The sequence below is a fragment of the Streptomyces sp. ADI95-16 genome, assembly GCF_003721495.1.
In the GTDB taxonomy this organism is placed as follows: domain Bacteria; phylum Actinomycetota; class Actinomycetes; order Streptomycetales; family Streptomycetaceae; genus Streptomyces; species Streptomyces goshikiensis.
Genome location: NZ_CP033581.1, coordinates 1,645,405 through 1,659,528 on the forward strand (window position 1 = coordinate 1,645,405; position 14,124 = coordinate 1,659,528).

The 14,124-nt window shown below is 71.7% G+C and carries 13 protein-coding genes and 1 pseudogene; 4 read left to right on the forward strand and 10 right to left on the reverse strand.

What is annotated here, in order from left to right:
* Nucleotides 1-111: 111 nt before the first annotated feature.
* The 4 genes from EES41_RS06955 to EES41_RS06970 form a co-directional block, all read right to left on the reverse strand.
* Nucleotides 112-435 (reverse strand): hypothetical protein, encoded by a 324-nt coding sequence (locus EES41_RS06955; RefSeq protein WP_123076575.1) that lies wholly within the window; start codon nucleotides 433-435, stop codon nucleotides 112-114.
* Complete coding sequence (locus EES41_RS06960) at nucleotides 432-737, reverse strand: hypothetical protein (RefSeq protein WP_254211358.1); 306 nt, start codon at nucleotides 735-737, stop codon at nucleotides 432-434. Before EES41_RS06960 ends, EES41_RS06955 begins: the two co-directional genes overlap by 4 nt.
* 356 nt (nucleotides 738-1,093) lie before the next feature.
* Complete coding sequence (locus EES41_RS42130; RefSeq protein ID WP_174261632.1) at nucleotides 1,094-1,444, reverse strand: hypothetical protein; 351 nt, start codon at nucleotides 1,442-1,444, stop codon at nucleotides 1,094-1,096.
* On the reverse strand, nucleotides 1,441-2,655 hold the full coding sequence (locus EES41_RS06970; RefSeq protein WP_123076581.1) for an IS110 family transposase: 1,215 nt from the start codon (nucleotides 2,653-2,655) through the stop codon (nucleotides 1,441-1,443). Before EES41_RS06970 ends, EES41_RS42130 begins: the two co-directional genes overlap by 4 nt.
* 94 nt (nucleotides 2,656-2,749) lie before the next feature.
* On the opposite strand from EES41_RS06970, the pseudogene EES41_RS42850 reads away from it, so the two are divergent.
* Both EES41_RS42850 and EES41_RS06985 read left to right on the forward strand, forming a co-directional pair.
* Nucleotides 2,750-2,842, forward strand: a pseudogene (locus tag EES41_RS42850) (TetR/AcrR family transcriptional regulator); the annotation flags it as partial.
* A 1,633-nt stretch (nucleotides 2,843-4,475) separates the two neighbouring features.
* Nucleotides 4,476-5,465, forward strand: a complete 990-nt coding sequence (locus EES41_RS06985) for a LacI family DNA-binding transcriptional regulator (protein WP_123082316.1) — start codon at nucleotides 4,476-4,478, stop codon at nucleotides 5,463-5,465.
* Between the two features lie 3 nt (nucleotides 5,466-5,468).
* Here the strand turns inward: EES41_RS06985 and EES41_RS06990 are convergent, their stop codons facing one another.
* Nucleotides 5,469-5,666 carry a hypothetical protein gene (locus EES41_RS06990; RefSeq protein WP_073780519.1) on the reverse strand — a complete coding sequence of 66 codons (198 nt, stop codon included), beginning with the start codon at nucleotides 5,664-5,666 and terminating at the stop codon, nucleotides 5,469-5,471.
* A 252-nt stretch (nucleotides 5,667-5,918) separates the two neighbouring features.
* On the opposite strand from EES41_RS06990, the gene EES41_RS06995 reads away from it, so the two are divergent.
* Nucleotides 5,919-8,219 (forward strand): hypothetical protein, encoded by a 2,301-nt coding sequence (locus tag EES41_RS06995; RefSeq protein ID WP_123076583.1) that lies wholly within the window; start codon nucleotides 5,919-5,921, stop codon nucleotides 8,217-8,219.
* Between the two features lie 52 nt (nucleotides 8,220-8,271).
* On the opposite strand, the gene EES41_RS07000 is transcribed toward EES41_RS06995, so the two are convergent.
* The 5 genes from EES41_RS07000 to EES41_RS07020 all read right to left on the reverse strand — a co-directional run bounded on the left by EES41_RS07000 (nucleotide 8,272) and on the right by EES41_RS07020 (nucleotide 12,830).
* On the reverse strand, nucleotides 8,272-9,570 hold the full coding sequence (locus tag EES41_RS07000) for an aldolase/citrate lyase family protein (protein WP_123076585.1): 1,299 nt from the start codon (nucleotides 9,568-9,570) through the stop codon (nucleotides 8,272-8,274).
* A gap of 154 nt (nucleotides 9,571-9,724) precedes the next feature.
* A complete protein-coding gene (locus EES41_RS07005) occupies nucleotides 9,725-10,699 on the reverse strand; it encodes an electron transfer flavoprotein subunit alpha/FixB family protein (protein WP_123076587.1) in 975 nt (324 codons plus the stop codon).
* A 59-nt stretch (nucleotides 10,700-10,758) separates the two neighbouring features.
* Nucleotides 10,759-11,544 (reverse strand): electron transfer flavoprotein subunit beta/FixA family protein, encoded by a 786-nt coding sequence (locus EES41_RS07010; RefSeq protein ID WP_047960479.1) that lies wholly within the window; start codon nucleotides 11,542-11,544, stop codon nucleotides 10,759-10,761.
* Between the two features lie 202 nt (nucleotides 11,545-11,746).
* Complete coding sequence (locus EES41_RS07015) at nucleotides 11,747-12,268, reverse strand: flavin reductase family protein (RefSeq protein WP_254211737.1); 522 nt, start codon at nucleotides 12,266-12,268, stop codon at nucleotides 11,747-11,749.
* A 205-nt stretch (nucleotides 12,269-12,473) separates the two neighbouring features.
* Nucleotides 12,474-12,830: a thioredoxin family protein gene (locus EES41_RS07020; RefSeq protein ID WP_123076591.1), complete on the reverse strand. Its 357-nt coding sequence runs from the start codon at nucleotides 12,828-12,830 to the stop codon at nucleotides 12,474-12,476.
* A 236-nt stretch (nucleotides 12,831-13,066) separates the two neighbouring features.
* On the opposite strand from EES41_RS07020, the gene EES41_RS07025 reads away from it, so the two are divergent.
* The gene (locus tag EES41_RS07025) at nucleotides 13,067-13,789 is read left to right on the forward strand and encodes a 1-acyl-sn-glycerol-3-phosphate acyltransferase (protein ID WP_037797106.1); all 723 of its coding nucleotides are present in this window, start codon (nucleotides 13,067-13,069) and stop codon (nucleotides 13,787-13,789) included.
* Nucleotides 13,790-14,124 lie beyond the last annotated feature (335 nt).

The window sequence follows — 14,124 nt, forward strand, 5'->3', positions numbered from 1 at the left end:
CCCCACGAAGAGGGTCCATCCGTCTACGAGCTGGGCCGCCAACAGCCGCCCTCCGGGTGCAGCGCCCCGCGCCCCCAAGTTTCGGGAACGAGGTCGGCTGTGCTGCCCCGGCTACTGCCAGAACACCTCGTCGATCACGATCTGCGGATCGGGGGAACGAGGGGTGAAGTGGTAGCGCAGCCACCCCCGCCCACGGCCGAAGTACAGAACGTGCATCCCGCCGGGCCGGGTGGACTGCACCGGTTCGACGCTCATGCTCGACGGAAGATCAAGGTCGCTGTCGATCCCCCGGAAGTACGGGTCCTTCGCGGTGACGAGTTCGGCACGTGCGGCCAGGAGCGCCTCGCGGCCATCCGCGGGGAGAGTATCCCGAGTCTCTTCGGCTTCCTTCGACCAGTCGGCCTGCCATGGCGGACCCATGAATTCGCCGCTCACTGCCCGGGTTCCGCCTTGGCTGCCGCGCGCCTAAGCCGTCCGGCCTCTTCGATCATCTCTTTGGCACGGGCGTAGTCCGACTCCTTGCCGGCCGCGTCCTCAAGAGCGTGCACCTCGGCCTCAAGCCGGGAGTCGCGTGCCAGCGCGTACTCGCCCCACCAACGGGCCAAGAAGGCAGGAACCGGCGCCAGGTCGTAGGCATCAGCGATATCGCGCCGCCAATGCCGGTCAAAATCGACGAGAAGCTTCGGCGCGTGCTCCGCGATCGCGATACGCAGGGCTCTGGGAGTTCGCTCCGGCATGGGAGGGATCCCCGACTGCCGTGGTCCGTCATGGACCGGCTGTGCACTCATATCGTCCTCCTCGCTGGGTGCCGCCAGCCTATCCACCTGGGGCAGCGCAGCGGATCGACCAAATTCTGATCGTTCGGAGTGCCATAGCTCGAAACTACTACGCTGCCACCATATACGCGCCCCGCGGTGCTCCGGGCAAGCGATCGGGCCAGGCACGAGGTCACGCAGACGCTGGCGCGGTTTTCCCCTGGAGGAACCCGCAGGCACCCCAGGCGAGCAGCGGCAGGCCAGGGTCCGGGTCCCGGCCTGGAACATGAACACTACTGCTGCACCGTCCAGCGGCGTTGATCGCTCGCTGGGATGGATCAGTTGAGCAGGGTGCGGTGGCGGAGGAGGAAGCCGGCTTGGCCGTATGTCTGGAGCTTGATCACTTTCGCCTTGGTGTTGACGCCTTCGGTTCCGCCGTTGTGGAACGGGAGGGTGAGGCCGTTCGCCCACAGGGACGCGGACTTCGCCACGGCCCTCAGCCCGACGATGTCGAACCGCGCCGGGTGCGAGGGCGCGATGGTCTGGGTGCACACCTTCGAAGCGGCCCCGGCCTCGCACTCCGCGGAGGGGGCGTACGTGAGCAGTCGCGGTCCGCAGGCTGCGGGGGGTGTCTCTATGTCTTTCGTCAAGGACGTGGTGCCGGGTATGAGGCTGTTTGGGATGGTCATGCGGCGAGGGTGACGGCGAGGACTCTGGACTCGTAGAAGGTGCCGTCTCGGAGCATGGCGAACAGGACGCTGATGCGTTGGCGGGCGAGGCGGAGGAGGGCTTGGGTGTGGGTTTTGCCGCGGGCTCTTTGTCGGTCGTAGTAGGTGCGGGAGGCCGGGTCGGCGTTCATGCAGGCGAAGGCGGAGAGGAACATGGCCCGTTTGAGCTGCCGGTTTCCTCCTCTGGGTGCGTGTTCGCCGTGGATCGAGGTCCCGGACGACTTGGTTGTGGGGGCGAGGCCGGCGTAGGAGGCGAGGTGGGCGGCGCTGGGAAAGCCGGTGCCGTCGCCGACGGTGACCAGCAGGACGGCGGCGGTCCTGACCCCGACTCCCGGCATCGAGGTCAGGACCGGGTGAAGAGGGTGAGCCTCCAGCAGGGTGCTGATCTGGGCTTCCAGGGCCCGGCGCTGTTCCTGGACGGCCGCGAGCGAGCGGGCCAGGGAGGGCACGACGATGTCGAGGGTGCCGGTCCCCGGCACGACGACGGTCTGCTCGTCGAGCGCGTCGAAGACGTCGTCGATCAGCCGCGCGGCCATGCGCGGAGCCTTGGGCCGGATGAGTTCGACGAGTCTGCGGCAGCCGGCCTTTCGCAGTGCGCCCGGGGAACCGTGACGCTCCAGGAGCCAGGTGACGGCCTGGTGGTCGAGGCGGGGGCCCAGGACGCGCTCCAGGCTGGGGTGGAACTGGGTGAGCAGGCCGCGTATCCGGTTGGACGTGCGGGTGGCCTCGGCCGCGAGGTCCTGGTCGAAGCCCACCAGGACGGTCAGTTCGGCGGTGATCTCGTCGGTGAGTTCCAAAGAGCGCAGGGTGTGCGGCAGGGTGCGGGCCGCGTCCGCGATCACCGCCGCGTCACGCGCGTCGGTCTTCGCCTCGCCCGGATACAGGTCGGCGATTCGCCGCATTGCCAGGCCGGGCAGGTAGGCGACCTGGCAGCCGGCGTCCCGGGCGACGGCCAGTGGAAGAGCGCCGATGGAGGCGGGCTGGTCCACGATCACCAGAACGGTGCCGAATTTCGCGGTCAGCTTGTCGAAGACGGCCCGCAGCTTCGGCTCACTGTTGGGCAGTTGCTTGTCGAGGACCTTCTTACCGGCCGGGGTGAGCCCATGGCCGTGATGGGCACTCTTGCCGACGTCCAGGCCGAGGAACACGCCCACGTCTTCGGTATCGAACATCACGCCCCTCCAGGCGGGTTGAACGTGCCGGCCTCGGCATGGGTGTCGTACGCGCGCATCCACGCTATGCAGACCTGCCGCCCGTACGCGGCACCGCGCCACCGCACGCGCGGTGATCGCCCAGCTCGAAGGACTCGTACTCTTCGCGAAGCTCCGTAACGACCCCTCCGTCCTCGACACCCTCTGGCCCGACACGCTCCTGCTCCTCGGAACGAGCCCCGGCCGATCCGACACAGACGCCCCCGACTCGCACCCGACCACGGTGGCCGCGCCCCAAGGCAGCGGCAATCCAACAACCACTGCGGGCCTCAAACGAGCCCTCGGACACGGGCGACAACACCGCCGTCCGACGCGCGTCGCAATGGCGCCCGCGAGAGGGCCGGACGCCCAGGCAAGCGGTCCCTGGCCAGGGACCGGGGAAGCACTACCGGCGCTCCCACTCGCGCCGATCCGGCGGTCACGACCCCGGCCGTGACCGCGGCGGCGCGCGGTAGCGGCCAAGGTAACCCGACCCCTGCGGTGCCCAAGGCGAGCGCAATCAGCCCAGCCAGGAATACTGCCGTTGAAGCTCGCTTCGCTTGGTTTGCCATAATTACTCCCGAATCGCAGGGCCGACCGACCTGAATGGAATGGTCAGCCGACCCTTAGCCGTGCAGGTCGTCGACTACGTCAGCAGGTCATTCACCAACGCCACGACCGCGATTTCCTGTGACTGTGGAACCACGTGCCGGACGCTATGAGTGTCGTCGCGCCGGACTTGAGGTCCGCGGTGAGTTCGATCCGCCGCAGCGGGCCGAACTCCTCCAGCTCACGGGTGCCCGTCTCGCCCGGGTCCTCCGGGCGGAGCGATCGTCCTCGCCTTCGGCGGCGCGCCCGGCGACCTCGAGCCCGCCGACTGGCGCCACGTCGACGACGAGGTCCCCACCCGCCACCTCGGCCCCGAGCGCCGCCAGGTGGGGATGTTCAGCTGGTGCATCCACCTGCCGGTAGGAGTGAGCGGGAACCGCGGGCTCGGTTGCGGGGCGGCGCTCCAGGCACGGTCCCGGGCGAGTCGGCGTTCGAGGTCCCCGTAGTAGGGGGCCCGGTACACGTCGGCGGCGGTCAGTTGGATCCGGCCTTGCGCAGTCGGGTCGGTAGGTGAAGGACGGTGAGGGAGTCTCCGCCATGGACGGGTCGGCCTTGGAGCGGTGTCCGTTCCTCTCCTCCACGGCGGCGAAGCGCGCAGCCAGCGCGGGCTGAAGCTGCGCGGCGCGGACGAGCGCCGACCGTGACGCCAGGACGCAGAGACGCAGCCGCCTGAAGATTCGGTTGTATGTAGCGAGCAAGAGGCTGACCCTGATGGCGGCGGCCCCCTGGATGTAGCCCGGCGGGCTCGAGTCCCCCTCGGCGGCTGACAGAGAGGCGATAGCTCACGGCGCCCCTGGTTGACCGAACGGTCCCGGATCTGGAGCTCCATCGCAGCCGTCTCCCATCCGTCCCCCATGGGAGACGGATGGGAGAAAGATCTTCCCAATCAGGGCTAGCTAAGGCTAAGTGAGGCTAGGTGAGACTGGGTTTCGGAGCGAATAGAAGCAGGCAGGGCCCCGACCTGGCCTTATGTCGAAAGCGTCGTTGATCCAGACGATCACGTGTACCCCTCTCGCGATGGCTCGCCTCCGCGGCCCCCAGTGGGCTTGCCCGCACCACCCTGCCACGGAAACCCGGTTATCAGCCGAGTGCTTATCCTCAAGGTCACAGCCGTGCCCCAGACCTGCGGAGGTATCCCCGTCGTGCCCCACACCCGCCGCCCGTCCGCGCCCCGTTACGGCAACCGGCCGACGATGAAGGACGTGGCGGCCCGCGCGGGCGTGGGTCTGAAGACGGTGTCCCGGGTGGTCAACGGCGAGCCGGGGGTCACGCCCGACACCGAACGGCGCGTCCGGGAAGCCATCGACGCGCTCGGCTTCCGCCGCAACGACAGCGCCCGCGTGCTCCGCAAGGGCCGTACCGCCAGCGTGGGCCTGGTGCTTGAGGACCTCGCCGACCCGTTCTACGGTCCGCTGAACCGCGCGGTCGAGGAGGTCGCCCGCGCGCACGGAGCGCTGCTCATCATCGGCTCCAGCGCCGAGAACCCCGACCGGGAGCGGGAGTTGGCGCTCGCGCTGTGCGCGCGCCGGGTGGACGGGCTGATCGTGATCCCGGCCGGGGACGACCACCGCTATCTGGAGCCGGAGATCCGGGCGGGGGTGGCCACGGTGTTCGTGGACCGCCCGGCCGGCCGGATCGAGGCGGACGTGGTGCTCTCCGACAGCTTCGGCGGCGCACGGGACGGCGTGGCCCACCTGATCGCCGGCGGCCACCGCCGGATCGGCTTCATCGGCGACCACGCGCACATCCACACCGCCACCGAGCGCCTGCGCGGCTACCGCGCCGCGATGGCGGACGCGGGCCTTCCGGTGGCTGGATCCTGGGTGTCGCTCGGCTCCACCGAACCGGAGCGGGTACGCGCCGCCGCCCGCTCGCTGCTGACGGGCCCCGACCCGGTGACGGCCGTCTTCGCCGGCAACAACCGTGTGACGGTGACGGTGGTACGGGTGCTGGCCGAGCGGACGCCGCCGGTGGCCCTGGTCGGCTTCGACGACTTCGAACTCGCCGACCTGCTGCGCCCCGGCGTGACGGTGGTAGCCCAGGATCCGGCCACCCTCGGCCGGGTCGCCGCCGGCCGCCTCTTCCACCGCCTCGCCGGGGCCACCCTCCCCCCGGCCCGCACGGAACTCCCGACCCGCCTGATCCCCCGGGGCTCGGGGGAGATCGCCCCGCCGGCCGTCTGATCCTCACCGGATCAGCGTCCGCAGTACGGGTACGGCCGCCCCGGCGGCGGCCAGCCCGGCGAGCACGGCCAGGGCGGTGGGGGTACCCCCCAGCCGGGCCAGCCCGCCGACGACCAGGCCGATGAGCACGGAGATGACGAGCACGACGGCGGCGTGCAGGGACAGGAACGGCGGATCGGTGTCCGGCGGTGGTGTGGTCATGCCTCGATTCCACTCCCCGTCAGGCCGCCCACCAGCACGGACGGAACGAGCCCGGCCACAGCGGAGCACCGCCGAACCCACCGGGAACGGCCGGGGAGTTCGACGGAACGCCCCCACTCATTCCCTGCCGCCCCCGCCGACACCCGCTACCCTTCAGGGCCGTTCGAAGAAATTCCGTGGAGTTCCGCGAAGTTCGGTCCCGTTCCGCGAAGTTCACCTGCGGACCCCCGTCGACGTTCTACCGTGTTCGCCATGACGCCGCAGTCCACCGGCACGTTCGACGAAGAACTGGCCGCCTTCGCCGCCGATCTGCGCCGCCTGCGGATCGAGCGCGGCAAGCCCTCGTACCGCGACCTCGTCGCCCGCGCGGAGAGGTCCCGCACCGGGATCCAGCTGTCGATGGCCACCCTCAGCGACGCGTTCAACGGCAAGCGCCTCGTCAGGCTCGACACCCTGATGGCCCTGGTCCGGATCCTGCGCTCCTACGACGAGTTCGGCGGCGAGACCCCGGTCCCCGGGCACAACGCCCCGGAGCTCGCCCCCTGGCGCCGCCGGTGGCAGGCGATCGCCGCCGTCCAGTCCGGACCCCCGGCCGGGGAACGGCCGACGGCCGTCGCGACACCGGCACCCGCCCCCGCCGTCTCTCCGTACGCGTTGCGCTTCCGGCTGGTCGGACACCCGGGCCCGGTCCGGCATCTGGCCTTTCCCGCCGACGGAAGGCAGTTGGCGGCGGCCGCGGACGGGGACGCGGTGCTGCTCTGGAACACCGCCACCGGGCTGCCGTACAAGTACCGGGGCCGGATCGAGGACCTGGGACCGGTGGCGTTCGCCCCCGATGACTCCCTGATGACGGTGAACAACGCGGACACGCGCAGCGTCTCGCTGTGGGATCCGGTGCTCAGGACACGCCGCAAGACGGCCCTGGAGAGGAGCCACCACCAGGGCATCGCCCGGCTGGCGCACTCACCGGACGGGCGCCTCCTGGTGAGCGTGGACACCGCGGGATCGGCCCGGGTCTGGTACGCGGCCGGGCACGTCCGCGTGCCGTCCGCCTTCGACGGCCTTCCCGGCCGTGTCACCGCCGTCGGCTTCACCTCCGACGGCCAGGTGCTCGCCCTCGTGGACGACGGCGAGGGGGTCCGCCTGTGGGAGGTGTTCGGCGCGCAGCCGCTGAGCGCGCCGCTGGCCGGTCAGCCGGTCGACCCGGACACGGCCGCCTTCTCCGCGGACGGCCGGGTGCTCGCCACCGCCGGGCGCGACGGTTCGCTGCTGCTGCGGGACACCGCCACCGGCCTGCCGCTGGCCCCGCGGCCGGCCCCGCGTACCGGAAGGATCGGCGCCCTCGCCTTCTCCCCCGACGGGCTGCTGCTCGCCGTCGCCTCCGACGACGGGGCCGTACACCTCGTGGACACCGCCGGCGGCCGTCCCGCCGGGCCCGCGCTGACCGGACACCGGCAGCCCGTCCACGCCGTGGCCTTCTCCCCGGACGGCGCCCTGCTGGCGACGGGCTCCCACGACACCACGGTGCTGCTGTACGAGCGCCAGGCGCCGCCGGTCCCCGATCCCGCGGTCGACTCCGCCCCCGCCTGCGACTCCGCCACCGTCGCGGCGCGGGCCCTGGCGGTGCTGGCCGGGGCCGGGCGGCCCGTGGCCCTGCCCCCGCTGACCTCGGACGGGCCCCTGGTCCGGATCGCCTTCTCCCCCGACGGACGGACTCTGGCGGTGACCGCCCGCTCCCAGCAGGTGCTGTTCCGGGACGCGCTGACGGGGCGGCCCGCCTGCGAGCCGATCACCAGCCCGCCGGTCCTGCCCTTCGGGCTGCTCTACGCCCCCGACGGGCGGCTGTTCGTCACCCCGGCCGCGAGCTCGGCGGCGATCCCCTGGGACCCCGGCACGGCCCGGCCCGCGGGCGAGCCGCTGACCGGCCACAGCGGTCCGGTGATGGGTCTGGCGCTGTCCGCCGACGCACGGCTGCTGGCCACCGCCGGCGCGGACGGCAGTCTGCGGCTGTGGGAGACGGCCACGGGAAAGCCTGCCGGCGGCCGGTTCCCGGGGCACGCGGAGGACGCCTTGGGTGTCGCGTTCTCCCCGGACGGCCGCCGTCTCGTGGGCGCGTACCGGGACGGGACGGTGCGCGTGTGGGACGTCTCCGGCCCCAGGGAACTGACGCACAGCCAGGTCCTGCACGGACACGGGGGCCCGGTGTGGTCGGTGGCCTTCTCGCCCGACGGCAGGGTACTGGCCACCGCCTGCCAGGACGGCGCCGTACGGCTGTGGGACCCGCGGACGAACAAGCCGTTCGGGGACCCGCTGACCGGGCACGGCGAGTCGGTCAACGATCTGGTGTTCACACCGGACGGCGGCTTCCTGGCCACCGTCGGGGCGGACGGCGCTCTGCGGCTCTGGGACCCGGCGGTCGGGCGCCCCGTGGGCGAGCCGCTGACCGGTCACTCGGGCTCCGTGTCCGGGGTCGCCTGCTCCCCCGACGGCAGCCTGCTCGCCACGGTGGGCGAGGACGGCACGCTGCGCCGCTGGGTCTTCGGCCCCCGGTAGCGCGCCGGGGCCCGGCCGGGATCCCCCCGGCCGGGCCCCGGCGGTCAGGCGGTCAGACCTTCGCGGTCAGCGTCGCCGAGCGGCGCGGGATCGCGAACGCGTCCAGTTCGGCGCGGGTCAGGCCGGTGAGGGCGGTGACCTCGTCGGCGCCGACCGCGCCGCAGTCGAGGCCGCGGACCAGATAGCCGGCCAGGGCCTTCGCCGTGGCGGGCTCGTCCATCACGTCGCCCTCGATCTTCGCCACGTACGCCTTCAGGCGGGCCGCGGCGGTCTCCAGGCCCTCGCGGTAGAAGGTGAACACGGCCGCGTAGCGGGTCGGCAGGTGCGCCGGGTGCATGTCCCAGCCCTGGTAGTAGGCGCGGGCCAGGGCCCGGCGGGTGAGGCCGTAGTGCAGCTTCCAGGCCTCGTGGACGTGCTCGGTGGTGCCGATGGGCAGCACGTTCGTCGAGCCGTCGGAGACCCGTACGCCGGTGCCCGCGGCCGCGACCTGCATGATCGCCTTGGCGTGGTCGGCGGCGGGGTGGTCGCTCGACTGGTAGGCGGCGGAGACGCCGACGCAGGCGCTGTAGTCGAAGGTGCCGTAGTGCAGGCCCGTGGCACGGCCCTTGGACGCCTCGATCATGCGGGCGACGGTCGCGGTGCCGTCGGAGGCCACGATCGACTGGCTGGTCTCGATCTGGATCTCGAAGCCGATCCGGCCCGGGCGCAGGCCGCGGGTGGCCTCGAAGGCCTCCAGCAGCTCGACGAAGGCGCTGACCTGCTCGGCGTACGTGACCTTGGGGAGGGTGAGGACCAGCCCGTCGGGGAGGTCGCCGTGCTCCAGCAGGCCGGAGAGGAAGATGTCGGTCGTGCGGATGCCGCGGTCGCGGACGTTGGCCTCCATGCACTTCATGCGGATGCCCATGTACGGGGCGTTGGTGCCGCTCGCGAAGGCCTCCGAGACGAGGCGGGCGGCGCGGGCCGCGGCCTGGTCCTCCTCCTCGTCGGAGCGGACGCCGAAGCCGTCCTCGAAGTCGACGCGGAGGTCCTCGACGGGCTCGGTGGCCAGCTTGGCGCGGACCCGGTCGTAGACGGGTGCGGCCAGCTCGTCGCCGATGCCGAGGACCCGGGCGAAGGTGGCGGCGTCCGGGGCGTGCTCGTCGAGGGCCGCGAGGGCCTGGTCGCCCCAGGAGCGGATGGTGCCGGCGGCGAAGACGTCACCGGGGACGTAGACGGTGTGGATGGGCTGGCGGGTGCCGGGGTCGCCCGGGTAGTGGCGCGCGAGTTCCGCGTCCACCGGCGCGAGGGAGGCGCTGATGCCCTCGCTGACCGCGCCGGCGAGGCTCGTCGCCACCTTCTCCTGCTGACCCATCGTGCACTCTCCTCTTTTTCCGCTTCACGGAAGGCTAGATCCGCATAGCAGAATTTAGTGATGAGTACATTGTCTAGTCAATGGTTGCAGGAAACACCTCGGGGCCGCGTGGTGAGTGTCACCACGCGGCCCCGAGTCACAGCATCGACGCAGGTCAGCCCTTGCGGGCCTTGATCTCGCCGGTCAGCTGGGGGACGACCTCGAAGAGGTCGCCGACCACGCCGTAGTCGACCAGGTCGAAGATCGGGGCCTCGGCGTCCTTATTGATGGCCACGATGGTCTTCGAGGTCTGCATGCCGGCCCGGTGCTGGATCGCGCCCGAGATGCCGGAGGCGATGTACAGCTGCGGGGAGACCGACTTGCCGGTCTGGCCGACCTGGTTGGTGTGCGGGTACCAGCCGGCGTCCACGGCGGCGCGCGAGGCGCCGACGGCGGCACCGAGGGAGTCCGCGAGCTCCTCGATGAGGTGGAAGTTCTCGGCACCGTTCACGCCGCGGCCACCGGAGACCACGATCGCGGCCTCGGTCAGCTCGGGGCGGCCGGTCGACTCGCGCGGGGTGCGGGAGACGACCTTGGTGCCGGTGGCCAGCGCGCCGAAGGTGACGGCGAGCGCCTCGACGGCGCCGGCGGCCGCGGCGGCCTCGACCGGAGCCGAGTTCGGCTTGACGGTGATGACCGGGGTGCCCTTGGAGACACGGGACTTGGTGGTGAAGGAAGCGGCGAACGCGGCCTGCGTCGCGACCGGGCCCTCGTCACCCGCCTCCAGGTCGACGGCGTCGGTGATGATGCCGGAACCGATGCGGACCGCCAGGCGCGCGGCGATCTCCTTGCCCTCGGCGGAGGACGGGACGAGCACGGCGGCCAGGGAGCCCGCGGCGGACACGGAGTCGTAGGCGGCCTGCAGCGCGTCCACCTTCGGTACGACGAGGTACTCGGCGAACTCGGGGGCGTCGGCGGTGAGGACCTTGACGGCGCCGTGCTCGGCGAGCACGGCGGCGGTGTCGGCCGCACCGGCGCCCAGGGCGACGGCGACGGGCTCGCCGATGCGGCGGGCCAGCGTCAGCAGTTCGAGGGTGGGCTTGCGGACGGCGCCGTCCACGTGGTCGACGTAGACGAGAACTTCAGCCATGGGGATGCTCCTGCGAATGCGAAGTAGTCAGGGGGCGGTCGAGTCGGCGACCGAAGCTCTTAGATGAACTTCTGGCCTGCAAGGAACTCGGCCAGCTGCTTGCCGCCCTCGCCCTCGTCCTTGACGATCGTGCCGGCGGTGCGGGCCGGGCGCTGCGCCGCGGAGTCGACCGCGGTCCAGGAGCCTTCGAGACCGACCTCGTCGGCCTCGATCTCCAGCTCCTCCAGGTCCCAGGACTCCACCGGCTTCTTCTTGGCGGCCATAATGCCCTTGAAGGACGGGTAGCGGGCCTCGCCCGACTGGTCGGTCACGGAGACGACCGCGGGGAGGGAGGCCACGAGCTGCTCGCTCGCCGAGTCGCCGTCGCGGCGGCCGGTGACGGTGCCGTCCTCGACCTTGACCTCGGACAGCAGGGTGACCTGCGGGACGCCCAGGCGCTCGGCCAGGATCGCCGGGAGGACACCCATGGTGCCGTCGGTCGACGCCATGCCGGTGATCACCAGGTCGTAGCCGGCCTTGTCGAGCGCCTTGGCGAGCACCAGCGAGGTGGCCATGACGTCGGAGCCGTGCAGGTCGTCGTCCTCGACGTGGATGGCCTTGTCGGCACCCATCGAGAGCGCCTTGCGCAGCGCGTCCTTGGCGTCCTCGGGGCCCACCGTCAGGACGGTGATCTCGGCGTCGTCCGCCTCGTCGGCGATCTGCAGCGCCTGCTCGACGGCGTACTCGTCGAGCTCCGACAGCAGGCCGTCGACGTCTTCGCGGTCTACGGTCAGGTCATCGGCGAAGTGCCGGTCGCCGGTGGCGTCGGGCACGTACTTCACACAGACAACGATCCTCAGGCTCACGCCGGCTCTCCTACCGCATCGTCTTTTACAGATACCGCCTTGTGCAGGCAGCATAAGCGCCTTCTCGGGCGGATCCCGGTCGGGGCGGCCCGCGCTCCGATCGGAATGTTACTCGTCAGTACACCGTGGGTCCCGCCCGGTGGCAAGGCCACCGAACTGTGATCTGGCCAACGCCGCCCGAACCCGCCCCAGCAGGGACGATTCAGTCGCGCAGAGCGTTGAAGCGCCCCTGGTGGTACAGCAGCGGCCGACCCTCGCCGGCCGGGTCCCCCTCGATGGCCTCCGCGATGACCACGCGGTGCGCTCCGGCGGGCACCAGGGCCGCCACCCGGCACACCAGCCACGCCAGCACACCGTCCAGCAGCGGGACCCCGTGCGGGCCCGGGACCCAGGCGGTGGCGGGACCGAAGCGGTCGGCGCCGCTGCGCGCGAAGAGACCGGCCAGCTCGCTCTGGTGCTCGGCGAGTATGTGGACGCCGATGTGGCCGGAGTCGCGTATCGCGGGCCAGCTTGAGGAACCGGTGCCGATCGTGAAGGACAGCAGCGGCGGGTCCGCGGACACCGAGTTGAGCGAGGTCGCGGTGAATCCCACCGGCCCGTCACCGTGCGCGGCGGTGATCACCGCGACCCCGGCGGCGTGCTGCCGGAAGACGGAGCGCAGGAGATCGGGGGAACCGGGCAGGCCGAAGCGGTCGCCGTCGTCACGCGCGGTCGGAGCCGTCATGGCCGTCGTGGCCGTCATGAGGGGTCTCCCTTGTGGATCCGCCCGTAAAGCAGGAGTTCATACCGCATATGACCAGCCTGTCGATCTCTCATGTACACAGTCAAGCGGCAACGGCCAGATGTCAGGCGCGTCACGCTGCGTGCGGGCGCGCGTACCGGCGCGAGCGGCCCCGTCCCGTGCCGCGTCCCCTCGCGCCCCCGGGGTGTCATCCGGCGTCCACCGCCGCCCCCAGGGCGGCGATCACGTCCGCCTTGCGCGGCATCCCGACGCCCCGGCGGACGATCCGGCCGGCGCCGTCGAGCACGAGCACCGTGGGCGTCTTCTCGATGCCCAGGGCCCGCACCAGGGCGAGGTTGCGCTCGGCGTCGACCTCGATGTGGGCGACCCCGTCCACCAGCTCCGCCACCTCGGCCAGGATCCGCCGGGTGGCCCGGCAGGGCTGGCAGAAGGCGCTGGAGAACTGCACCAGAGTGGCCCGCTCCCCCGGTTCGGCGCCCAGCTGGGCGCTGCCGAGCCGCTCGCGCTCCTCGTGGCCACCGCTTTCCCGCCCGCGCACGCGCACTCCCCGTCCTCGTCCGCGTACTCATGGGTACGCTCGGTCGCCTGATGGTCCGTACCCTGGTCCGAGCGCCCCGCGAGGGCGCCACATTCCCGGCGTGACGAGAATCTCGCCGGGTGCGGCCCTCTGGACTGGCCAGCAGGCGGCATTTGGGGCACGATCCCCATGGTCGCGTACCTACGCTTCCGTAACTTCCGGCCGGGAGCACCTCCCCAGGCAGAAAGCGGGGTCTCCCCTCCATGGCTGAGCTCGTCTACCCCCCGGTGATCGGCGCCGCGCACACGCTGTTCCGCGCGCTGGACATCCGCATCGACATGAAGGGCACCGAGAACATCCCCCGCAAGGGCGGAGCGGTCCTGGTGTCCAACCACATCGGCTACCTCGACTTCATCTTCGCCGGACTGACGGCGCGGCCGCAGAAGCGCCTGGTCCGCTTCATGGCGAAGGAGTCGGTGTTCCGGCACAAGGTGTCCGGCCCGCTGATGCGCGCGATGAAGCACATCCCGGTCGACCGCAAGCAGGGCGAGGCCGCCTACCAGCACGCGCTGGACGCGCTGCGCTCCGGCGAGATCATCGGGGTGTTCCCGGAGGCGACGATCTCCCAGTCCTTCACCCTCAAGAGCTTCAAGTCGGGTGCGGCGCGGATGGCCCAGGAGGCCGGGGTCCCGCTGATCCCGGTGGCGCTGTGGGGCACGCAGCGGCTGTGGACCAAGGGCCGCCCGAAGGACCTGAAGCGCAGCCACATCCCCGTGACGATGCGCGTGGGCGAGCCGATGGACGCCCCGGCCGACCAGTACGCCGGCGCCATCACGCGCCGGGTGCGCGAGCGGGTGCAGGAGCTGCTGGAGGCCGCGCAGCGCGCGTATCCGGCCAAGCCGGCGGGGCCCCAGGACTCGTGGTGGCTGCCGGCCCACCTGGGCGGCACCGCGCCGACGGCCGCCGAGGTCAAGGACCTCGGCTGAGGATCCGGCCCCCGGCCCGACCTCGGCTCCCGATCCGGCCCCGGTCACGCCCGACCACCGGCTCACGCCCGACCACCGAGCGCGGCCCCGCCTTCCCGGCGGGGCCGCGCTCCGGCGTTCCGGCGGGAGCCGGTGGGTAACGTCTCCTCCGGTCATCGCGCGACACACCAGGGGGAGGGGTCCGGGTATGCACGGGTTCGGGCGGTATCTGGCGGCGGCGGTCTCCGCGCGGTTCGCCTCCGAGGGCATGGGCATGGCCGTGGTGCTGCTCGCCCTGGAGCGGACCGGGAGCGCGGCGTACGGGGCGTACGTACTGACGGCCTGGCTGGCCCCGC

What these genes read in the sequence shown, in the direction of transcription:
- EES41_RS06960 (WP_254211358.1), bottom strand. Translation starts at nt 737, where the DNA reads ATGCCGGAGCGAACTCCCAGAGCCCTGCGTATCGCGATCGCGGAGCAC.
- EES41_RS07015 (WP_254211737.1), bottom strand. Translation starts at nt 12,268, where the DNA reads ATGACGGCTCCGACCGCGCGTGACGACGGCGACCGCTTCGGCCTGCCC.
- EES41_RS07005 (WP_123076587.1), bottom strand. Translation starts at nt 10,699, where the DNA reads ATGGCTGAAGTTCTCGTCTACGTCGACCACGTGGACGGCGCCGTCCGC.
- EES41_RS07025 (WP_037797106.1), top strand. Translation starts at nt 13,067, where the DNA reads ATGGCTGAGCTCGTCTACCCCCCGGTGATCGGCGCCGCGCACACGCTG.
- EES41_RS06990 (WP_073780519.1), bottom strand. Translation starts at nt 5,666, where the DNA reads ATGACCACACCACCGCCGGACACCGATCCGCCGTTCCTGTCCCTGCAC.
- EES41_RS07000 (WP_123076585.1), bottom strand. Translation starts at nt 9,570, where the DNA reads ATGGGTCAGCAGGAGAAGGTGGCGACGAGCCTCGCCGGCGCGGTCAGC.
- EES41_RS06970 (WP_123076581.1), bottom strand. Translation starts at nt 2,655, where the DNA reads ATGTTCGATACCGAAGACGTGGGCGTGTTCCTCGGCCTGGACGTCGGC.
- EES41_RS06995 (WP_123076583.1), top strand. Translation starts at nt 5,919, where the DNA reads ATGACGCCGCAGTCCACCGGCACGTTCGACGAAGAACTGGCCGCCTTC.
- EES41_RS06985 (WP_123082316.1), top strand. Translation starts at nt 4,476, where the DNA reads ATGAAGGACGTGGCGGCCCGCGCGGGCGTGGGTCTGAAGACGGTGTCC.
- EES41_RS42130 (WP_174261632.1), bottom strand. Translation starts at nt 1,444, where the DNA reads ATGACCATCCCAAACAGCCTCATACCCGGCACCACGTCCTTGACGAAA.